At 73.5% G+C, this 20991-nt stretch carries 15 protein-coding genes and 1 pseudogene; 14 read left to right on the top strand and 2 right to left on the bottom strand.

The genetic code is table 11. The features are described 5' to 3' along the window. The first annotated feature begins 7 nt into the window (after positions 1–7). The 6 genes from V1J52_RS03830 to serA all read left to right on the top strand — a co-directional run bounded on the left by V1J52_RS03830 (position 8) and on the right by serA (position 10379). A complete protein-coding gene (locus V1J52_RS03830; protein ID WP_330138136.1) occupies positions 8–970 on the top strand; it encodes an oxidoreductase in 963 nt (320 codons plus the stop codon). Between the two features lie 338 nt (positions 971–1308). Continuing rightward, positions 1309–4515, top strand: coding sequence for a putative bifunctional diguanylate cyclase/phosphodiesterase (locus tag V1J52_RS03825; protein WP_330138135.1), 3207 nt, complete (start codon positions 1309–1311; stop codon positions 4513–4515). Positions 4516–4872: 357 nt separating this feature from the next. After that, positions 4873–6759, top strand: coding sequence for an acetolactate synthase large subunit (locus V1J52_RS03820; protein ID WP_330138134.1), 1887 nt, complete (start codon positions 4873–4875; stop codon positions 6757–6759). A gap of 45 nt (positions 6760–6804) precedes the next feature. After that, complete coding sequence (gene ilvN / locus V1J52_RS03815) at positions 6805–7329, top strand: acetolactate synthase small subunit (RefSeq protein WP_330138133.1); 525 nt, start codon at positions 6805–6807, stop codon at positions 7327–7329. A 177-nt stretch (positions 7330–7506) separates the two neighbouring features. Further along, the gene (ilvC, locus tag V1J52_RS03810) at positions 7507–8505 is read left to right on the top strand and encodes a ketol-acid reductoisomerase (protein WP_330138815.1); all 999 of its coding nucleotides are present in this window, start codon (positions 7507–7509) and stop codon (positions 8503–8505) included. A gap of 284 nt (positions 8506–8789) precedes the next feature. Further along, positions 8790–10379 (top strand): phosphoglycerate dehydrogenase, encoded by a 1590-nt coding sequence (gene serA, locus V1J52_RS03805; protein WP_330138132.1) that lies wholly within the window; start codon positions 8790–8792, stop codon positions 10377–10379. A 28-nt stretch (positions 10380–10407) separates the two neighbouring features. On the opposite strand, the gene V1J52_RS03800 is transcribed toward serA, so the two are convergent. Continuing rightward, the gene (locus V1J52_RS03800) at positions 10408–11628 is read right to left on the bottom strand and encodes a PucR family transcriptional regulator (RefSeq protein ID WP_330138131.1); all 1221 of its coding nucleotides are present in this window, start codon (positions 11626–11628) and stop codon (positions 10408–10410) included. Positions 11629–11806: 178 nt separating this feature from the next. Between V1J52_RS03800 and V1J52_RS03795 the strand changes: the two genes are divergently transcribed. Both V1J52_RS03795 and pruA read left to right on the top strand, forming a co-directional pair. Further along, positions 11807–12733 (top strand): proline dehydrogenase family protein, encoded by a 927-nt coding sequence (locus tag V1J52_RS03795; RefSeq protein ID WP_330138130.1) that lies wholly within the window; start codon positions 11807–11809, stop codon positions 12731–12733. A gap of 63 nt (positions 12734–12796) precedes the next feature. Further along, entirely contained in the window at positions 12797–14428 is a 1632-nt protein-coding gene (gene pruA, locus V1J52_RS03790) for an L-glutamate gamma-semialdehyde dehydrogenase (protein ID WP_330138129.1), read from the top strand. A 68-nt stretch (positions 14429–14496) separates the two neighbouring features. On the opposite strand, the gene V1J52_RS03785 is transcribed toward pruA, so the two are convergent. Then, positions 14497–14982: a GNAT family N-acetyltransferase gene (locus tag V1J52_RS03785; protein WP_330138128.1), complete on the bottom strand. Its 486-nt coding sequence runs from the start codon at positions 14980–14982 to the stop codon at positions 14497–14499. Positions 14983–15069: 87 nt separating this feature from the next. On the opposite strand from V1J52_RS03785, the gene V1J52_RS03780 reads away from it, so the two are divergent. From V1J52_RS03780 to V1J52_RS03755, 6 genes and pseudogenes are all read left to right on the top strand, one after another. After that, complete coding sequence (locus tag V1J52_RS03780; RefSeq protein WP_330138127.1) at positions 15070–15759, top strand: HAD family hydrolase; 690 nt, start codon at positions 15070–15072, stop codon at positions 15757–15759. A 235-nt stretch (positions 15760–15994) separates the two neighbouring features. Next, positions 15995–16120 carry a hypothetical protein gene (locus V1J52_RS03775; protein WP_330138126.1) on the top strand — a complete coding sequence of 42 codons (126 nt, stop codon included), beginning with the start codon at positions 15995–15997 and terminating at the stop codon, positions 16118–16120. A gap of 78 nt (positions 16121–16198) precedes the next feature. Continuing rightward, positions 16199–17242, top strand: coding sequence for a 3-isopropylmalate dehydrogenase (locus tag V1J52_RS03770; protein ID WP_330138125.1), 1044 nt, complete (start codon positions 16199–16201; stop codon positions 17240–17242). 209 nt (positions 17243–17451) lie between these two features. Then, positions 17452–18555 carry a branched-chain amino acid aminotransferase gene (locus V1J52_RS03765; protein ID WP_330138124.1) on the top strand — a complete coding sequence of 368 codons (1104 nt, stop codon included), beginning with the start codon at positions 17452–17454 and terminating at the stop codon, positions 18553–18555. A 372-nt stretch (positions 18556–18927) separates the two neighbouring features. Beyond that, a complete protein-coding gene (gene cimA / locus V1J52_RS03760; RefSeq protein WP_330138123.1) occupies positions 18928–20562 on the top strand; it encodes a citramalate synthase in 1635 nt (544 codons plus the stop codon). A 233-nt stretch (positions 20563–20795) separates the two neighbouring features. Beyond that, a pseudogene (locus V1J52_RS03755) lies at positions 20796–20991 on the top strand (methylmalonyl-CoA carboxyltransferase); the annotation flags it as partial.

Below are 20991 nucleotides of genomic sequence, written 5' to 3'. Positions count from 1 at the left end.
TCGGGTGATGGCAACCGAAGAGAACAAGCGCGGCAACGAGACTTCCCGCCCCGGCCTCCCCGGCCTCCCCGACCTCACCGGCCGCACCGCCCTCGTCACGGGCGCCAACAGCGGCATCGGGCTCACCACGGCGCACGCCCTGGCCCGGGCCGGTGCGCACGTGGTGTTCGCCGTGCGGGACGTGGAGCGGGGGCGCAAGGCGGCGGCGACGGTGACCGGCGCGACGGAGGTGCGCCGCCTGGACCTGGCGGACCTGTCCTCCGTCCGCGACTTCGGGGACGCCTGGCAGGGCCGCCCGCTGGACCTGCTGATCAACAACGCCGGCGTGATGATGATCCCCCGGCAGCGCACGCGGGACGGCTTCGAGGCGCAGCTCGGCACGAACCACCTCGGTCACTTCGCGCTGACGAACCTGCTCCTGCCGTACGTCACCGACCGCGTCGTCACCGTCTCCTCGACCGCGCACCGCTGGGGCGGCGCACGGATCCGCTTCGAGGACCTGAACCTGGACGCGGGCTACTCCCCGCGGGGGGCCTACGCCCAGTCCAAGCTGGCGAACCTGCTCTTCACCCTGGAGCTCCAGCGCCGCCTGACGGAGTCGGGCTCCCCGGTCCGCGCCCTGGCCGCCCATCCCGGCTACGCGGCCACCAGCCTCCAGAGCCACGCGGCGAGCCCCGTCGCCCGCGCCCTCATGCGGCTCGGCAACAGGTTCCTCGCCCAGGACGACCGGGCGGGCGCCCTGCCGACCCTGTGTGCGGCGACGGCGGACCTCCCCGGTGCGAGCTACGTCGGACCGGACGGGGTGGCGGAGATGCGGGGCGGGCCGACACTGGTGGGGCGTACCGCCGCGGCGAGCGATCCGGTGGCGGCGCGGCGGCTGTGGACGGTGTCGGAGGAACTGACGAAGGCCGGCTTCCCCGCCGCGCTTCCCTCCGTGCCGCCCCTCCTCGCCCCGCGGGGGCAGCGCTGAGGGAGGCGCGGCGGCCCGTCCGGCCGCTCCCTCCGGCGCCCGTCGAGCGCCCCGCGCGGGCGCTGGGCGCTGAGCCGGGCGCCCCCGAGCGGGTGAGGCTTCGTCCCGGTGGCTCACCGCAGCCACACGCGCCACGCAGCGGATGCGTTCGAATGCGCTGCGTGTCGACAAACCCGTAGATCGTCACCCTGTGTAGACTGGCTATGTCGCTGAGTGACGACCTGGTGTATCGTCCGCTGCGGGGAGATACCAGGACACCGAGGGGGGCGACGGGCGAATGCACGGCCAATGGACGAACTGCCTGATCATGGACGGTCACCGCGGCCCGGGGTGGTGTGATGACCGCTAACGGAACGACTCTCACCGGCGCCCCCGCGGCGCCCAGGACGACGGCGCCGCGGCCCACGCGTTCGAAGTGCCCCATCCGGGCGGCCATCAGTGCGGCGGCGCTGCCGCAGCTCGTGCTGGCCGGGGTCTGCCTGGCCTACGCCGGCGGCGCCGCCCTCGGCTGGGGCTCACGCGAGGTCGCCCTGATCATGGGGGACTTCGGACTGGCGGCGGCCGCCTTCCTGGCCGCCGCCTCCTGCTTCTGGTACGCGCGCACCCGACGGGGTGACTTCCGCCCCGCCTGGTACCTGTTCGGGCTCTCCTCCGCGATGCTGGGCCTGGGCAACGCCACGTGGGGCTGGTACGAGGTCGTGCTCGACCGGCCCGTGCCCGCCACGTCCTTCGCGGATTTCTGCTTCCTGCTCTTCGCGCCGCCCGCCATCATCGGGCTGCTGTTCCTCGCCAAGCGCCCGGTGAGCCGTGCCGGGTGGATCTGCCTGGGCCTGGACGCCTGGCTGATAGGCGGTTCGCTGCTCACGCTCTCCTGGAGCGTGGCGCTGGAGCACACCGGCACCTGGCAGCAGGTCTCGGTCGCCCGCGCGGCGTTGCAGCTGGCCTACCCGCTGCTGGACATCGTCCTGGTGAGCATGGTGCTCGTCCTGCACCTGCGGCGCTCGTGCGCCCAGCGCTCCGCGATCAACACGGCCGTCGGCGCGCTCGCCCTGACCGTGCTGTGCGACGCGCTGTTCACCTCGCCGCTGCTCCAGGAGCAGTACCGCTCGGGCCAGCTCCTGGACGCCGGCTGGTTCGCCGGCTCGCTGCTCCTCGCCTACGCCCCGTGGGCCAGCGACGGCAGCCGGCGCTGCGACGAACCCCTCACGGCGGGCGTCGCGGGCCGCCCGGTGGCCGGTTCGCTGGCGGCGCTCACCCCGTACCTGGCCGGAGCCGTGTGCACCCTGGGCGTGCTCTACCACCTGAGCGACGGGCGGCCGCCGGACCACGTCGTGCTCGTCACCGCCTGCGTCGTCGTGCTGGCCCTGGTGGTGCGCCAGGGCATCATGCTCATGGACAACGTCCGGCTCACCCGCGAACTGGCGCACAAGGAGAACCACTTCCGCTCGCTCGTGCAGGGATCGAGCGACGTCATCATGATCACCTCGCCGGGCGGTCTGCTGCGCTACGTCAGCCCCGCCGCCGTCGGCGTCTACGGGCGCGAGGCGGACGCGCTGGTCGGCTCCGAGCTGACCGACCTCCTCCACCCCGACGACCTGGGCCGGGTCCACCACGAGCTGCGCCGCTTCCTGGCCGCGCCGCCCGACCGCGAACCGGCCACCCGGATCGAGTGCCGGTTCCGGCACGGCGGCGGTGAGTGGCTCAACGTGGAGTCCACCGTCAACCGCTACCAGGGCGGCCTCATCTTCAACAGCCGCGACGTCACCGAACGGGTGCGCCTCCAGGCCCAGCTCCAGCACAGCGCCTCGCACGACCCGCTCACCGACCTGCCCAACCGCGCCCTGTTCACCGACCGGGTGCGCCAGGCCCTCACCGGGCGCCGCCACGGCGACGCCCCCGACCGGGACGCGGCCGTCCTCTACATCGACCTCGACGGCTTCAAGGGCGTCAACGACCGGCTCGGCCACCAGGCGGGCGACGAACTGCTGATCCAGGCCGGGCGGCGGCTGCTGGACTCCGTCCGGGCGGGGGACACCGCGGCCCGGCTCGGCGGGGACGAGTTCGCCGCCCTCGTGGTGGGCGACGGCTCCGGCGGCCCGGCCGAGCGCGAGGTACGGGTCCTGGAGATCGCCGACCGGCTCCGCGTCCGGCTGTCCGAGCCCTACCGCGTCGAGGCGGACAACCCCGGACACGAGGTGCGCGTCGCCGCGTCCATCGGCGTCGCCTTCGCCGAGAAGGGCATCTCGCCGACGGCCCTCATGCGCAACGCCGACCTCGCCATGTACCGGGCGAAGCGCCTGGGGAAGGGCCGGGTGGAGCTGTACACGCCCGAGCTGCGCGAGGAGACGCCGTCCCCCAGCCCCCACGGCTCCCGCACGGCGCACGCGCCCCGCACCGTCCACGTGCCCCGCACCACCCGCGCGGCCCTGCACGTCTGGGAACACGGGCCGGGCGGACCGGGGCCGCGGCAGCCGCGCACCGACGCGCTCACCGCAGCCGTGGCCGCGCCCGGACGGGACGGCGCCGCGGGGGAGCCCGCGCTCCTGCACCAGCCCGTCGTCGAGCTGGAGACGGGGGAGATCACCGCCGTCGCCGCCGTGCCCCGGCGCCGCTGTGCGCACAGCCGGCCGGAGCCGGGCGGAGGGGAGCCGGTGACGCGCGGCGCGGAGGAACGGCGCGAGCCGGAGGGCCGGCACGAGTCGGGCGCGCTCCGCCAGGCGGTGGCGCTGGCCGCCGAACGGCACCGCGCCGGGTTCCCCCACCCCGTCGCCGTACGGGTGTGCGCGCACCACGTGGCCGTCGAGTCCGGCCGCCCCGGCAGCGTCGAGGCGCTGCTGGGGCGGCACGGGCTGCCCACACACGGGCTCATCGTGGAGCTGGGCGGCCTCGGCGGCTACGGGACGTGCACCTGCCGCGCGTTCCCGGACGCCTCCCTCGCCCCCGCGGGGGGACCGGGCGGCACACGGGTGCCGGAGGGGGCGCGGGCCCCGGGCGGCGGCTCCGTCGCGTCGGCCCTGTCCCTCGACGAACTGGCCGGCCGCCTCGCCGTGCTGCGCCGCGAGGGCGTGGCCGTCGCGCTGGACGGCTTCGGGGGCGGCCTGGACACCATCGCCGCCCTGCGCACCCTGCCGGTGGACGTCCTGCGGCTGGACGGTGCCCTGACGGAGGCCATCGTCGAATCACCCCGGCTGCACGCCATCACAGCCGGGCTGCTGCGCATCGCCACGGACCTGGGCCTGGCCTCCCTCGCGGACGGCGTGGAGAGCCCGGAACAGGCCGCCGTGCTGCGCAGTCTCGGCTGCACCCACGCCCGCGGCACGCTGTTCGCCGGCCCGCTGGACGAGCACCGGCTGCGCCGGGCGCTGGCCTGCGGCACCTACCCCGTCCCCGGACGTACCGTCCCCGTCCCGGCCGCGCGGCCCGGGGCGCGATCCGTCGTGGTGGCCGGGGTGCTGCCCGCCGCAAGGACCACGGGCGCCGGGCCGGGGGGCGTCGTCCGTCCGGCGCTGCGCTCACATAGTGAGACGTCCGTCCCACCCGCTTGACACTGTGCGCGTCGCCGGAGGAAGGTCAGTGCCATGCGCACCCGAATTCTCGTACTTGGACAGCGCGTCGGCTGACCCGGGGTCACACACCACCCCGCGATCCTCAGCGACGCGCTCCCCTCGCTTGCCACCCGGCACGAGGGGTTTTTTGTTGCACGGGGGCGCCGAAGGACCCGCGCGCACCCGGACGCCCGGCCGCGGACCGCGAGGCCCACGCCGGACGACGCCACCCCAGCCCACCGCACCATCCGTATCCGTGCCACCAGCCGCCAACCAGGCACCACCGCCCGGACGTCCCGGACCTCGCCGACGCCGGCCGGGCGGCACCACCCTCACCTCGCCGAGAAGAGAAAGCCGATGACCGAGCAGGCCCCCGGGACACCCCGGCCGCAGCCGCGGCCCCGTCACAGCGGAGCGCCCGCGCCCGCCACCGTCGAGCACGTCACGGGTGCGCAGTCCCTCATCCGTGCGCTGGAGGAGGTCGGGGCCGACACCGTGTTCGGCATCCCCGGCGGCGCGATCCTGCCCGCTTACGACCCGATGATGGACTCCGGACGGGTCCGCCACATCCTCGTGCGGCACGAGCAGGGCGCGGGACACGCCGCGACCGGCTACGCCCAGGCCACGGGGAAGGTCGGCGTCTGCATGGCCACCTCGGGCCCCGGCGCCACCAACCTGGTCACCCCGATCGCCGACGCCCACATGGACTCGGTCCCGCTGGTGGCGATCACCGGCCAGGTTGCCTCCAAGGCCATCGGCACCGACGCCTTCCAGGAAGCGGACATCTGCGGCATCACGATGCCGGTCACCAAGCACAACTTCCTGGTCACCGACGCCGCCGACATCCCGCGCACCATCGCCGAGGCGTTCCACATCGCCAGCACCGGCCGCCCCGGCCCGGTGCTGGTGGACATCGCCAAGGACGCGCTCCAGGCGCAGACGACGTTCTCCTGGCCGCCCACCCCGGACCTGCCCGGCTACCGCCCGGTCACCAAGCCGCACGCCAAGCAGATCCGCGAGGCCGCCCGGCTCGTCGCGGAGGCCCGGCGCCCCGTGCTGTACGTCGGCGGCGGCGTCCTCAAGGCCCGCGCCACCGCGGAGCTGAAGGTCCTCGCGGAGCTGACCGGAGCGCCCGTCGTCACGACGCTGATGGCGCTCGGCGCCTTCCCCGACAGCCACCCGCAGCACCTGGGCATGCCCGGCATGCACGGCACCGTGGCCGCCGTCACCGCCCTCCAGAAGGCGGACCTGATCGTCGCGCTCGGCGCCCGGTTCGACGACCGCGTGACGGGGAAGCTCGACTCCTTCGCGCCGCACGCCAAGGTGGTCCACGCCGACATCGACCCGGCCGAGATCGGCAAGAACCGCGCCGCCGACGTGCCGATCGTGGGGGACGCCCGCGAGGTCATCGCCGACCTCGTCGTCGCGGTCCAGGCCGAGCACGAGGCGGGCCGCCGGGGCGACTACACCACCTGGTGGCAGTCGCTGAGCCGCTGGCAGGACACCTACCCGCTGGGCTACGACCTCCCGGAGGACGGCTCGCTCTCGCCGCAGCAGGTCATCCAGCGCATCGGCGAGCTGGCCCCCGACGACACCGTCTACGCGGCGGGCGTCGGCCAGCACCAGATGTGGGCCGCGCACTTCATCCGCTACGAGCAGCCCGCCACCTGGCTGAACTCCGGCGGCCTGGGCACGATGGGCTACGCCGTCCCCGCCGCGCTCGGCGCGAAGGCCGGCGCCCCGGAGCGCACGGTCTGGGCCATCGACGGCGACGGCTGCTTCCAGATGACCAACCAGGAACTCGTCACGGCGGCGCTGAACAACATCCCGATCAAGGTCGCCATCATCAACAACGGCGCCCTCGGCATGGTCCGCCAGTGGCAGACGCTGTTCTACAACCAGCGCTACTCCAACACCGTGCTGCACTCCGGGCCGCAGGGCGCGCCCGCCATCGTCGCCGAGGGCGAGGAGGGGGCGCCGAAGCGGCCCTCGCTGGGCACCCGCTGCCCCGACTTCGTCAAGCTGGCCGAGGCCATGGGCTGCGTGGGCATCCGCTGCGAGGACCCGGCGGACCTGGACGCGGTGATCGAGAAGGCCAACGCCATCAACGACCGGCCCGTCGTCGTGGACTTCGTCGTCCACGAGGACGCGATGGTGTGGCCGATGGTCGCGGCCGGCACCTCCAACGACGAGGTCATGGCGGCGCGCGGCGTCCGCCCCGACTTCGGCGACAGCGACGACTGACCGTCCGGCGCGAGCGACCGCGACCCACGAGGAAGACCACCCGCCATGTCCAAGCACACCCTCTCCGTCCTGGTGGAGAACAAGCCCGGCGTCCTGGCCCGGATCACCGCGCTGTTCTCCCGCCGGGGATTCAACATCGATTCGCTGGCCGTCGGCACGACCGAGCACCCCGACATCTCCCGCATCACCATCGTGGTGAACGTCGAGGACCTCCCGCTGGAGCAGGTCACCAAGCAGCTGAACAAGCTCGTCAACGTGCTCAAGATCGTCGAGCTGGAGCCCGCGGCGGCCGTGCAGCGTGAACTCGTTCTGGTGAAGGTGCGGGCCGACAACGAGACCCGTTCCCAGATCGTGGAGATCGTCCAGCTCTTCCGCGCGAAGACCGTGGACGTCTCCCCGGACGCCGTCACGATCGAGGCCACCGGCAGCAGCGACAAGCTGGAGGCCATGCTCAAGATGCTGGAGCCCTTCGGCGTCAAGGAGCTGGTGCAGTCCGGCACCATCGCCATCGGGCGCGGCGCGCGGTCCATCACGGACCGCTCCCTGCGCGCGCTGGAGCGCAGCGCCTGACGCGCCCGGGCGGGGCAGGGGCGCGGCGCCGGCCGCGCCGCCGCCCCGCTGAGACCGCATGGCGAGACCCGGCAGTACACCCCCGCCCCACCGGCATACGGTGGGGCCCGACGCGGCGGTACCCGGCCCGGCCGGAGGCGCCGCCCCGCTAGGCAACACAACGAGGAGATGTCCGAAGTGGCCGAGCTGTTCTACGACGACGACGCCGACCTGTCCATCATCCAGGGCCGCAAGGTGGCCGTGCTCGGCTACGGCAGCCAGGGCCACGCCCACGCGCTCTCCCTGCGCGACTCGGGCGTGGACGTGCGCGTCGGTCTGCCCGAGGGGTCGAAGTCCAAGGCCAAGGCCGAGGAGCAGGGCCTCACGGTGGTGACCCCGGACCAGGCGGCGGCCGAAGCCGACGTGATCATGATCCTGGTGCCGGACCCGGTGCAGGGCCAGGTCTACGAGGAGTCCGTCAAGGGCAACCTCAAGGACGGCGACGCGCTGTTCTTCGGCCACGGCTTCAACATCCGGTTCGGCTTCATCCAACCCCCGGCCGGCGTGGACGTGTGCATGGTCGCCCCCAAGGGCCCCGGCCACCTGGTGCGCCGCCAGTTCGAGGAGGGCCGCGGCGTGCCGTGCATCGTGGCCGTGGAGCAGGACGCCACCGGCAAGGCGTTCGACCTGGCCCTCTCCTACGCGAAGGGCATCGGCGGCACCCGCGCCGGCGTCATCAAGACGACCTTCACCGAGGAGACGGAGACCGACCTCTTCGGCGAGCAGGCCGTGCTGTGCGGCGGCGCCTCGGCGCTGGTGAAGGCGGGCTTCGAGACGCTGGTCGAGGCGGGCTACCAGCCGGAGATCGCCTACTTCGAGTGCCTGCACGAGCTGAAGCTCATCGTGGACCTCATGTACGAGGGCGGCCTGTCCAAGATGCGCTGGTCGGTCTCCGAGACGGCCGAGTGGGGCGACTACGTCACCGGCCCGCGCATCATCACCGACCAGACCAAGGCGGAGATGAAGAAGGTCCTCGGCGAGATCCAGGACGGCACGTTCGCCAAGAACTGGATGGCCGAGTACAAGGCCGGCATGCCGAAGTACCACGAGTACAAGCAGGCCGACGCCGACCACACGCTGGAGACCACGGGCAAGGAGCTGCGCAAGCTCATGAGCTGGGTCGACGACGAGGCGTGACGCGGCGGGGCGCGGCCGCTCGCGCGGCCGCGCCCACCGGCCGGACCGGGTGCGGGGCCCCGGGGCGCGCGTGCCGCCCCGGTCCGGGTGGAAGGCGGCGCGCCACCCGTCGGGCCTCCCTTCCCGAAGTCGCCCGAGCGCGCCCCGCTTCCCGGATAGACTGCGGAGCAGATACGCGTCACAGGCTCACAGCGTCGTGCGTCTCCACGCGGCTGCCAACCTCCACCGCCTTCGGCCGTCGGGACGCGGCCGTCCGCAACGGACTAGTGAGGACTGAGACCGAAGTGAGCAAGCCCGTAGTACTCATCGCCGAGGAGCTGTCCCCGGCCACCATCGACGCACTCGGCCCCGACTTCGAGATCCGCCACTGCAACGGGGCCGACCGCGGCGAGCTGCTGAGCGCGATCGCCGACGTGGACGCCATCCTGGTCCGCAGCGCCACCAAGGTGGACGCCGAGGCGGTCGGGGCGGCCCGCAGGCTGCGGGTCGTGGCCCGTGCGGGCGTGGGCCTGGACAACGTGGACGTCGCCGCCGCCACCAAGGCGGGCGTGATGGTCGTCAACGCGCCGACGTCGAACATCGTCACCGCCGCCGAGCTGGCCTGCGGCCTGCTGGTGGCCACCGCCCGGAACATCCCGCAGGCCAACGCCGCGCTCAAGCAGGGCGAGTGGAAGCGCAGCAAGTACACCGGCGTGGAGCTGTCCGAGAAGACGCTCGGCGTCGTGGGGCTGGGCCGCATCGGCGTGCTCGTCGCCCAGCGCATGTCCGCCTTCGGGATGAAGGTCGTGGCCTACGACCCGTACGTGCAGCCCGCCAGGGCCGCGCAGATGGGCGTCAGGCTGCTGTCGCTGGACGAGCTGCTGGAGGTCTCCGACTTCATCACCGTCCACCTGCCCAAGACCCCCGAGACGCTCGGCCTCATCGGTGACGAGGCGCTGCACAAGGTCAAGCCCTCGGTGCGGATCGTCAACGCCGCGCGCGGCGGCATCGTGGACGAGGACGCGCTGTACTCGGCGCTCAAGGAGGGCCGCGTCGCGGGCGCGGGCCTCGACGTGTACGCCACCGAGCCCTGCACCGACTCGCCGCTGTTCGCCTTCGACCAGGTCGTGTGCACCCCGCACCTGGGCGCCTCCACCGGCGAGGCCCAGGAGAAGGCGGGCGTGGCCGTCGCCCGCTCGGTGCGGCTCGCGCTCGCCGGTGAGCTGGTGCCCGACGCCGTCAACGTGCAGGGCGGTGTCATCGCCGAGGACGTCCGCCCCGGGCTGCCGCTGGCCGAGCGCCTGGGCCGCATCTTCACCGCGCTGGCCGGCGAGGTCGCGGTGCGGCTCGACGTGGAGGTCTACGGCGAGATCACCCAGCACGACGTGAAGGTCCTCGAACTCTCCGCGCTCAAGGGCGTCTTCGAGGACGTCGTGGACGAGACGGTGTCCTACGTGAACGCCCCGCTGTTCGCGCAGGAGCGCGGTGTCGAGGTGCGCCTGACCACCTCCAGCGACTCCCCGGACCACCGCAACCTGGTGACCGTGCGCGGCACCCTCGCGGGCGGCGAGGAGGTGGCCGTCTCCGGCACGCTGGCCGGTCCCAAGCACCTCCAGAAGGTCGTGGGCGTCGGGCAGCACGACATCGAGCTGTCGCTCGCCGACCACATGGCGTTCCTGCGCTACGCCGACCGCCCCGGTGTCGTCGGCACCGTGGGACGCGTCCTGGGCGAGGCGGGCATCAACATCGCCGGCATGCAGGTCTCGCGGGCCGAGGAGGGCGGTGAGGCGCTCGTCGCCCTGACCGTCGACGACACCATCCCGCAGTCCGTGCTCACCGAGATCGCCCACGAGATCGGCGCCACCTCCGCCCGCGCGGTCAACCTCACCTCCTGACGCCGTCCGGCGGCGGGCCCGCCCGCCGTCACAGGCGCAGGGCCTTGAGGGACATGTGGAGCAGCAGGCGGGCCTCGCCGTCGTTCAGGTCGAGGCCCGTGAGCTGCTCCACCCGGGAGAGCCGGTAGTAGAGCGTCTGCCGGTGGATGCCCAGGGCGGCGGCGGTGCGCCCCGCCTGGCCCGCGCAGTCGAGGAACACCTCGGCGGTGCGGGCCATCTCGCGCTGGGCGGGCTCCAGCAGGCGGCGGACGGCCGGATCGGCCGGGGCGCCGGGCGGCAGCGCGGTGAGCAGCCGGTACGGGCCGAGCGCGGCCCACTGGGCGACGGGCCCGAGCCGGGGTTCGGCACGGGCGGCACGGGCCGCGGCGAGGGCCTGCCGCCACGCGGGCGCCGGTTCCGCCAGTCCCGGCAGGGGCGCGCTCACCCCCGCCGCTCCCGCCCCGCCCGTCCGGGGCGAGCGCAGGAACCGGTCAGCCGCGGCGAGGGCCGGCTCCAGCGCGCCGGGGGCGCGGAGCCGGACGAGCGCCGCCAGCGCCCCCGTCCCCGGGCCGCCCGCCCCCGCAGGACCCGCACCCGCAACCGCTCCTGTCCCCGCCTCCGCGGGCGGCAGGGCGCAGGCCACCGGGACCTGCGGCAGCCGCGCGGGCACGCCGTCCCCGCCGGACGCTCCGGCGCCCTCCTGCCACGGTGTCACGGCCACCACCGCCAGCGGGCCCCCGGCGGCGGCGCCCAGCGCCTCGCGCAGTTCCTCCGCCGCGGCCCGCCGGGCGGCCGCCGTCGCGGTGAGGGCGGTGCGCAGCAGCTCACCGAGGCGGGCTCCGGCGCGGGCGTCGGCCGCGAGCAGGGCGCCGATGCGCGCGGCGGTGGCCAGGGACTCCGTCAGCCGGGCATCGGTCAGTTCCAGCGTTCCGTCGTCCAGCAGCCAGATGTAGCCGTAGGCGATCCCGCCGTGCCGCACCGGCAGGCAGATGCGGCCCCTGACCACGCCCGCCGCCGGGTCCGGCGGGATGCGCACCGGGCCGGTCGCGCGGGCGATGCCGAACCGTTCGAACCAGGCGCGCACGGCCGCCGACGAGCGGCGCTGCATGATCGAACGCGTGCGGACCGGGTCGAGCACCAGCTCCTCGTCGTCGCTGTCGCTGCCGTGCGCGCCGAAGGCGATGAGTCCGAAGTCCCGGTCCTCCAGGGTCGCCGGCGCGCCGAGCAGCGCCGACACCTCGTCGATCAGTGCCTGGTAGTCCTCCCGCATGCCCTGCCTGCCGCCTCTCCGGTCGCGTACCGCCGCGCTTGGCCCCCACCATTCTCATACAGCTGTCTGAGGTGGCGACCACTGAAGCGTGACAGCTGTCGATGGCCGGGAACCCGGAAGGTCCATAAGTTTTCCGGTGGCTCACCCTGCCGTAGGAAAGATTTCGTTGGAGGTGCCCGTGCTGGGTCCCGTGCTCCTCGCCGCCGCGCGCAGCGACAGCATCCGCCGCGCCGTCTCGGCCACCCCGGTCACCCGCCCCGTCGTGCACCGCTTCGTGGCCGGCGAACAGCTGGACGAGGCGCTGACCGGCGTGCGCGACCTGGCCCGGCGCGGTCTGGAGGTGACCCTCGACCACCTCGGCGAGGACGTCACCGACCGCACCGAGGCGCTGCGCGCCCGTGACGCCTACCTCGCCCTCGCCGACGCGCTGCGGGGCGAGGGCCTGGGGGAGCGGGCCGAGATGTCGGTCAAGCTCTCCGCCTTCGGACAGGCGCTGCCGGGCGGCCACGACGTCGCCCTGGCCAACGTCCTGCCCGTCGTCGAGGCCGCCGCCGAGGCGGGCACCACGGTCACCCTCGACATGGAGGACCACACCACCGTCGACTCCACCCTCGCCGTCCTCGCCGAGCTGCGCCGCCGCTTCCCGCAGACGGGCGCCGTCCTCCAGTCCTACCTGTTCCGCACCGAGGAGGACTGCCGGGCGCTGGCCGGGGAAGGCTCCCGGGTGCGCCTGGTGAAGGGCGCGTACAAGGAACCCGCCGAGGTCGCGTACCAGGACAAGCGCGAGGTGGACCGGGCCTACGTCCGGTGCCTGCGGATCCTGCTGGCGGGCGAGGGCTACCCCATGATCGGCTCGCACGACCCGCGGATGGTGTCGATCACCCAGGAGCTGGCCCGCCGCTTCGGCCGCAAGCCCGACGAGTACGAGTTCCAGATGCTCTACGGCATCCGCGCCGCCGAGCAGGACAGGCTCGTGGCCGCCGGACACCGCATGCGCGTCTACGTCCCGTACGGCACCGACTGGTACGGCTACTTCATGCGCCGCCTCGCCGAGCGCCCCGCGAACCTGGCCTTCTTCCTGCGCTCGCTCGCCACCCGCGGCTGACCGCCGCGGATTCCGCCCCGACCCGACCGTCTTCCCCGACCCGATGAAGGAGACATGGCCGCCATGGACGCCGTGACCCAGGTCCCCGCCCCCTACAACGAGCCGGTGCACGGCTACGCCCCGGGCAGCCCCGAGCGGGCCCGCCTGGAGCGCAAGCTGAAGGAGCTGGCCGACAACCCGGTCGACCTCCCCATGACCATCAACGGGGAGAAGCGGATGGGCGGCGGCGAGCGCTTCGACGTCGTGCAGCCGCACCGCCACGCCGCGCGGCTGGGCACCTACGCCAACGCCACCCGCGCCGACGCCAGGGACGCGATCGACGCCGCGCTGGCCGCCGCCCCCGCCTGGCGGGCCCTGTCCTTCGACGAGCGCGCCGCCGTCATCCTCAAGGCCGCCGAGCTGCTGGCCGGGCCCTGGCGCGAGACGATCGCCGCCTCCACGATGCTCGGGCAGTCCAAGACGGCCCAGCAGGCCGAGATCGACGCCCCCTGCGAGCTGGTGGACTTCTGGCGCTTCAACGTCCACTTCGCGCGGGAGCTGCTGACCGAGCAGCCGCCGATCCAGCCCGGCGGCGTGTGGAACCGCATGGACCACCGCCCGCTGGAGGGCTTCGTCTACGCGGTCACCCCGTTCAACTTCACCGCCATCGCGGGCAACCTGCCCACGGCTCCGGCGCTGATGGGCAACGTCGTGGTGTGGAAGCCGTCGCCCACGCAGACGCACTCGGCGGTGCTGCTCATGGAGCTGCTGGAGGAGGCCGGACTGCCCAAGGGCGTCATCAACCTCGTCACCGGTGACGGCAAGGAGGTCTCCGAGGTCGCCCTGCCGCACCCGGAGCTGGCCGGGGTCCACTTCACCGGCTCCACGGCCACGTTCCAGCACCTGTGGCGCGAGGTCGGCAGCAACCTGCCCGGGTACCGCGCCTACCCGCGCGTCGTCGGCGAGACCGGCGGCAAGGACTTCATCGTCGCGCACCCGACCGCCGACCCGGCCATCCTGAAGACGGCCGTCACGCGCGGCGCCTTCGAGTACCAGGGCCAGAAGTGCTCGGCCGCCTCGCGCGCCTACATCCCGCGCTCCCTGTGGGACGGCGGGCTGCGCGACGCGCTGGTGGCGGAGACGGAGTCCCTGACGATGGGCGACGTCACCGACCTGTCGAACTTCATGGGCGCCGTCATCGACGAGCGGGCGTTCGCGAAGAACAAGGCCGCCATCGACCGGGCGCGCCAGGACCCGAGCTGCGAGATCATCGCGGGCGGCACCTACGACGACTCGGTGGGCTACTTCGTCCGCCCGACCGTCATCGAGTGCTCCGACCCGGAGAACGAGGTGTTCACCACCGAGTACTTCGGCCCGATCATCGCCGTCCACGTCTACGCGGACGACGACTTCGACGCGATGCTGCACCAGATGGAGTCGGTCGCGGCGTACGCCCTGACCGGCGCCGTGTTCGCCCGGGACCGCCAGGTGCTGGCTGCCGCCTCGGAGAAGCTCCGGTTCGCCGCGGGCAACTTCTACCTCAACGACCGCCCCACCGGTTCGATCGTGGGCCAGCAGCCGTTCGGCGGCGGGCGCGCCTCGGGCACGAACGACAAGGCGGGTTCGAAGTTCAACCTGATCCGCTGGACGTCGCCCCGGGCGATCAAGGAGACCCTGGTGGCGCCCACCGACTACCGCTACCCCCACATGGGCTGACCCCCGGCCCCCGCCCTTGGGGCCCGCCCCGGCCGGGGCGGGCCCCAAGGGCGTGCCGTCGCCGTCCGTCAGGGCCGCACCCGCAGCGCGGTGACGTACTCCTCGTCCTCGTAGTCGCCGGTGGGGACGAAGCCCAGGGACGTGTAGAGGGCGGCCGCCGCCGTGTTCGCCGGGTGGCAGGAGAGCCGGATCTCCCGGCAGTCCTGGTGGTCGGCCAGCCAGCGCACCAGCGTGCGGACCGCCGCGCGGCCGGTGCCGTGGCCCTGGTGGTCGGCGTCCACGATCATGCCGCCCAGCCAGTGGGCGCCGTCCGTCTCGTCGAGCGCCCACATCACGTGCCCGGTGACCCGGTCGCCGGTGCGGACGGCCAGCGAGTGCCACACGTCCTCGCGCAGCGACAGCAGGAGGTAGCGGGCGGCCAGGGCGGCGACGAAGGCGCGCTGCTCGTCGCGCGGCGCCACGTCGGCGACGGCGCGCCAGTTGTCGTCCGTCACCGGCCGCAGGGTCACCGGCAGTCCGCGCCGGTCGCGGTGTCCGTAGTCGATGGAGTCCACAACGGGGCATCCGACCATGGACGGAGCGATGGCGCATCCTGGAAGGACCGCACGGGGCGGGGCGACGAGAGACGCGGAGGTGCGCAGATGCCGGTCCGGGCCATTCTGTGGGACGTGGACGACACGCTGTTCGACTACACCGGATCGGACCGCGCCGCGGCGCTGCGGCACCTGCGCGAGGAGGGGCTGCTCGACGCGTTCGACACCCCCGAGGCGGCGTGGGAGCGGTGGCGCGCGGTGATGGAGGAGCAGTTCGCCCGCTTCCTGGCGGGCGAGCTGGACTTCCACGAGCACCGGCGCGGGCGGGCCCGCGACTTCCTGGGGCGGCCGCTCACCGACGCGGAGGCGGACGCCTGGTTCGGGCGGTACGTCGCGCACTACGAGGCGGCGTGGTGCCTGTTCCCCGACGCGCTGCCCGCGCTCGACGCCCTGCGGGACGGGTACCGGCACGGCGTCCTGTCCAACTCCTCGGCCGCCAACCAGGACCGCAAGCTGCGCGCCCTCGGCATCCGCGACCGCTTCGAGGTGCTGGTGTGCGCCGACGAGCTCGGCTGCGCCAAACCGGCCCCCGAGGCGTTCACCGCGGCGTGCGCGGCGCTGGGCCTGCCGCCGAAGGAGGTGGCGTACGTGGGCGACCGGCTCGACATCGACGCGCTCGCCGCGCAGGCGGCCGGGCTGACCGGCATCTGGCTGGACCGCTCGTGCAGCGGCACCTCCGAGGCGGTCGCCTGCATCACGGGCCTCGGGGACCTCCAGGCGCTGCTCACGTCACCCTGACCCCACCCGTCACGGCGCGGGCGGGGGCGGCCGTCTCAGATAGTAGGAAGACCAACTACTTGGCGGGACATCACAGCCCCGGGCCCGTACCGTGGTGGGAGCCGGACGTATCGCTCCATCAGCGAACGGCGGACGAGCGCGGTGCATGCCGCAGGCCACCCCTGCCGCACCGGACGCCCCGCCCCTCACGGCGCTTTCCTTCCTCTCGGGGTATGCCTGCTAAGGAGCCTTGACCATGGACGACACCGCCCGCCGCCGCACCCGCCGCCCGGCCGCCACCGACGCGGCCCGCAAGAACGCCGCCGCCGCGCTGCAGCGCGCGCTGGACCGCCGTGACAACGGCGGGGCCACCGGGCACTGAGCCGCCGGACCCTCCCCGGCCGTCCGCATGATGGACGGGATGTGCTCAATCGCTGGGACGGGGAGTAGGGTCCGCGGCATGGCGCGCAGCATCAATCTCGCAGTGATTCCCGGCGACGGCATCGGCCCCGAGGTCGTGTCACAGGGCCTGAAGGTCCTGTCCGCGGTGCTCCCGCAGGACGTCAAGCTGGAGACCAAGGAGTACGACCTCGGGGCCGGGCGCTGGCACGCCACCGGGGAGACGTTGCCCGACGCCGAGCTGGAGCAGCTGCGGCAGCACGACGCGATCCTGCTGGGCGCCATCGGCGACCCGAGCGTCCCCTCCGGCGTGCTGGAGCGCGGCCTGCTCCTCAAGCTCCGCTTCGCCTTCGACCACTTCGTCAACCTCCGGCCCTCCAAGCTGTTCCCGAACACCGCCACGCCGCTGGCCGGGCGCCCGGACATCGACTTCGTCGTCGTCCGGGAGGGCACCGAGGGCCCCTACACCGGCAACGGCGGCAGCCTGCGCACGGACACGCCGGCCGAGGTGGCCACCGAGGTCAGCGTCAACACCGCCTACGGCGTCGAGCGCGTCGTCCGCGACGCCTTCGAGCGGGCCAAGGCCCGCCCGCGCCGCAAGCTGACGCTGGTGCACAAGAACAACGTCCTGGTGTACGCGGGCAGCCTGTGGACGCGCGTCGTCGAGCGCGTCGGGCAGGAGTACCCCGAGGTCACCGTGGACTACCTGCACGTCGACGCGGCGACGATCTTCCTGGTGAACGACCCCGCCCGCTTCGACGTCATCGTCACCGACAACCTGTTCGGCGACATCATCACCGACCTGGCCGCCGCCGTCACCGGCGGCATCGGCCTGGCCGCGTCGGGCAACGTCAACCCGACCGGCGCCTTCCCCTCGATGTTCGAGCCGGTGCACGGCTCCGCGCCGGACATCGCGGGCAGTGGCAAGGCGGACCCCACGGCGACGATCCTGTCGGTCGCCCTGCTGCTGCGCCACCTCGGCCTCACCGCCGAAGCCGTCCGGATCGAGGAGGCCGTCACCGCGGACCTCGCCGGACGCGACGGCGCCGCCGCGCGCTCGACCGACCAGATCGGCGACGCCCTCTCCGTGCGAGTAGCCGGCTAGCCCGGCGCCGTCCACAGCCGCCGGGCCACGCGCCCGGCGGCTGTGCGACGCGGCGGCCAGGTGCGACCATCTCACCCAGGGCCGCCACCCGTCTCCCCGGCACGGACACCCACGCGCGATAATCGGACGTGGGGCTGCCGCACGGGGAGGAACCGGGACGTCCACGTACGTGCGCGGTCCGCCACACCATCTCAGTGAAGGACGCGCACATGACCACGCCCCGTATCGAATTCGGCCTCAAGCCCTCCGCCCAGCCGCTGCCGGACGCGGAACGGGAGGCGGTGCTGTCCGCGCCCGGGTTCGGCCGCCACTTCACCGACCACATGGTCACCATCCGCTGGACCGAGGGCCGCGGCTGGCACGACGCGCAGCTCGAACCGTACGCACCGCTCCAGATGGACCCGGCGAACATGACGCTGCACTACGCGCAGACCATCTTCGAAGGGCTCAAGGCGTACCGGCAGGCCGACGGCTCGGTGGCCACCTTCCGGCCCGAGGAGAACGCCCGGCGCTTCCAGCGCTCCGCCCGCCGCCTGGCCATGCCGGAACTGCCGGTGGAGACGTTCGTCGAGGCGTGTGACCTGCTCGTCCAGCAGGACGTCGCCTGGGTGCCCGGAGCCGGCGAGGAGTCGCTGTACCTGCGGCCCTTCATGTTCGCCAGCGAGGTCGGTCTCGGCGTGCGCCCGGCCGGCGAGTACCTGTTCATGGTCATCGCCTCCCCGGCCGGCCCCTACTTCCCGCGCGGCGTCAAGCCCGTCTCCGTCTGGCTCTCTGAGGAGTACGTGCGCGCCGCCCCCGGCGGCATGGGCGAGGCGAAGACCGGCGGCAACTACGCCGCCTCCCTGGTCGCCCAGGCGGAGGCCGCCGCGCACGGCTGCGACCAGGTCGTCTGGCTGGACGCCACCGAACGCCGCTACATTGAGGAGATGGGCGGCATGAACCTGTACTTCGTGCGGGGCAGCGGCGCGGACGCCACCGTCGTCACCCCCGAGCTGACCGGCACCCTCCTGCCCGGCATCACCCGGGACTCCCTGCTGACCATCGCCGCCGACCTCGGACACGGCACGCGCGAGGCCCGCATCTCCACCGACGAGTGGCGCGAGGGCAACGCCGACGGCAGCATCACTGAGGTCTTCGCCTGCGGCACCGCGGCCGTCATCACCCCCGTCGGCTCGGTGAAGTCGGCCCGGGGGGAGTGGACGGTCGGCGACGGGCAGCCCGGGGAGATCACGATGAGGCTCCGCGAGGCCCTGCTCGCCGTCCAGACCGGCCGCGCCGCCGACCCGCACGGCTGGATGCACCGCCTGGCGTGAGACGCCGCCCGCGGGCGCGGGGCAGGCACGCCGCGAGGCGGCCGCGCACCCCGCGCCCGCGCAGGCGCCCGCATCGTGAGACACGCGCGGACGCCGGGGTGGACTGTGCCAGACTTCTCCCGTGCTCTCGTTCGCCATGATTATTGGTGACAGCGCGCCGGTCCGCAGTGATCACTGACCGCACGACCCGATGGCGGCAGTGGACACCGTGTCCCAGACCCGCGCGCCGACCTCTCGCACCCGCGAGGGGTTTTTTCGTTTTCCGGTCCCACCGGGCCGGGAGCCGGGGCGCGCGGGAGCACGGGGACAGGTGGCAACCGGGTGACAGCAGGACACCGGTCCACTCATCACTCCCTAGGAGTTCGAAGCAGCATGACCACGGCAGCCCCCGACGACTCGTTTCACGTGTTCGACACCACCCTGCGGGACGGCGCCCAGCGGGAGGGCATCAACCTCACCGTGGCCGACAAGCTCGCCATCGCGCGTCACCTGGACGACTTCGGCGTGGGCTTCATCGAGGGCGGGTGGCCCGGCGCCAATCCGCGCGACACCGAGTTCTTCGCCCGCGCCCGCACGGAACTGGATCTGCGCCACGCCCGGCTCGTCGCGTTCGGCGCCACCCGCAAGCCCGGCGTCCGGGCCGGGGACGACCCGCAGGTGCGGGCGCTGGCCGACTCCGGGGCCCCCGTCGTCACGCTCGTCGCCAAGTCGCACGACCGCCACGTGGAGCTGGCCCTGCGCACCTCGCTGGAGGAGAACCTGGCGATGGTGCGGGACACCGTGGCCCACCTGCGCGGACTCGGCCGCCGGGTCTTCGTGGACTGCGAGCACTTCTTCGACGGCTACCGGGCGAACGCCGGATACGCCAAGCAGGTCGTGCGGGCGGCCCACGAGGCGGGCGCCGACGTCGTCGTGCTGTGCGACACCAACGGCGGGATGCTCCCGGCCCAGGTGCAGGCCGTCGTCCGCACGGTGCGGGAGGAGACCGGGGCGCGGATCGGCATCCACGCCCAGGACGACACCGGGTGCGCGGTCGCCAACACCCTGGCCGCCGTGGACGCCGGCGCCACCCACGTGCAGTGCACCGCGAACGGCTACGGCGAGCGCGTGGGCAACGCCAACCTCTTCCCCGTCGTGGCCGCGCTCCAGCTCAAGTACGGCATGACGGTGGTGCCTGAGGCGGCGCTGCCGGAGATGACCCGCATTTCCCACGCCATCGCCGAGGTCGTCAACCTCACGCCCTCCACCCACCAGCCGTACGTGGGAGTCTCCGCCTTCGCGCACAAGGCCGGGCTGCACGCCTCCGCCATCAAGGTCGACCCGGACCTGTACCAGCACATCGACCCCGACCGCGTCGGCAACTCGATGCGCATGCTCGTCTCCGACATGGCGGGCCGGGCCTCCGTCGAGCTGAAGGGCAAGGAGCTGGGCTACGACCTGAGCGCCGACCGCGACGTCGTCGGCCGGGTCGTGGCGCGGGTCAAGGAGCAGGAACTGCGCGGCTACACCTACGAGGCCGCCGACGCGTCGTTCGAGCTGCTGCTGCGCGACGAGGTCCACCGCGGCGCGTCCGGCGGCGAGGCCGCCACCGCGGGGGGCGCCCCCCGCTTCTTCCGGGTGGAGTCCTGGCGGGCGATCGTCGAGGACCGCCCCGACGGGTCGCACTCGGCCGAGGGCACCGTACGGCTGTGGGCCAAGGGCGAGCGGGTCGTGGCCACTGGCGAGGGCAACGGCCCGGTCAACGCGCTGGACCGGGCGCTGCGGATCGCTCTGGAACGCGTCTACCCGGAGCTGGCCCGGCTGGAGCTGGTGGACTACAAGGTGCGCACCCTCGCCGGGACGCACGGCACCGAGTCCACCACCCGGGTGCTGATCTCCACCAGCGACGGACGCACCGAGTGGTCCACCGTGGGCGTCGCGCCCAACGTCATCGCCGCGTCCTGGCAGGCCCTGGACGACGCCTACACCTACGGGCTGCTGCGCGCGGGGGTGGAGCCGACGGAGTGAGGCGGCGCCGGGCCGCGCACCGCGGCCCGGCACGCCCGGGGCGGGCGCCCCGGGGCGCCAGGACGACCGCCGCACTGTAGGACCTCCACAGGACGGGGCGGTCGGCCTCTGTGGGGAAGCAGCTCGACGTCCCCGGAAGTCAGTGGTTCTGTCCAGCGCAGCCATGAAACGGCGGCGGAGACTGTACGAATCCAACGAGGGAAAACCGGCCTGCCCCTTCGTAGGGTCTATACATGACCGATCTGCCTCCGGCCCCCGAGGCCGCCGCCCCGACGGACTCCCGCGGCCGCACGGCCGAGTTGCACGCCATCCGCGAGCAGGCCAGGCGAGGCCCGAGTGAGCGCGCGACGCAGGCGCAGCACGCGAAGGGCAAGCTGACCGCCCGGGAGCGGATCGGCCTGCTGCTGGACGCCGGGACCTTCCGCGAGG

This window comes from Streptomyces solitudinis, assembly GCF_036323765.1.
In the GTDB taxonomy this organism is placed as follows: domain Bacteria; phylum Actinomycetota; class Actinomycetes; order Streptomycetales; family Streptomycetaceae; genus Streptomyces.
Note: the sequence above shows the minus strand (reverse complement) of the source record. Positions and strands in the feature narration are given on the sequence as shown.

Bases quoted from the DNA above. Each gene is read 5' to 3' on its own strand.
- V1J52_RS03775 (WP_330138126.1), top strand. From the start codon at position 15,995: ATGGACGACACCGCCCGCCGCCGCACCCGCCGCCCGGCCGCCACCGAC.
- V1J52_RS03820 (WP_330138134.1), top strand. From the start codon at position 4,873: ATGACCGAGCAGGCCCCCGGGACACCCCGGCCGCAGCCGCGGCCCCGT.
- V1J52_RS03825 (WP_330138135.1), top strand. From the start codon at position 1,309: ATGACCGCTAACGGAACGACTCTCACCGGCGCCCCCGCGGCGCCCAGG.
- pruA (WP_330138129.1), top strand. From the start codon at position 12,797: ATGGACGCCGTGACCCAGGTCCCCGCCCCCTACAACGAGCCGGTGCAC.
- V1J52_RS03800 (WP_330138131.1), bottom strand. From the start codon at position 11,628: ATGCGGGAGGACTACCAGGCACTGATCGACGAGGTGTCGGCGCTGCTC.
- V1J52_RS03770 (WP_330138125.1), top strand. From the start codon at position 16,199: ATGGCGCGCAGCATCAATCTCGCAGTGATTCCCGGCGACGGCATCGGC.
- V1J52_RS03765 (WP_330138124.1), top strand. From the start codon at position 17,452: ATGACCACGCCCCGTATCGAATTCGGCCTCAAGCCCTCCGCCCAGCCG.
- V1J52_RS03830 (WP_330138136.1), top strand. From the start codon at position 8: ATGGCAACCGAAGAGAACAAGCGCGGCAACGAGACTTCCCGCCCCGGC.
- cimA (WP_330138123.1), top strand. From the start codon at position 18,928: ATGACCACGGCAGCCCCCGACGACTCGTTTCACGTGTTCGACACCACC.
- V1J52_RS03780 (WP_330138127.1), top strand. From the start codon at position 15,070: ATGCCGGTCCGGGCCATTCTGTGGGACGTGGACGACACGCTGTTCGAC.
- ilvN (WP_330138133.1), top strand. From the start codon at position 6,805: ATGTCCAAGCACACCCTCTCCGTCCTGGTGGAGAACAAGCCCGGCGTC.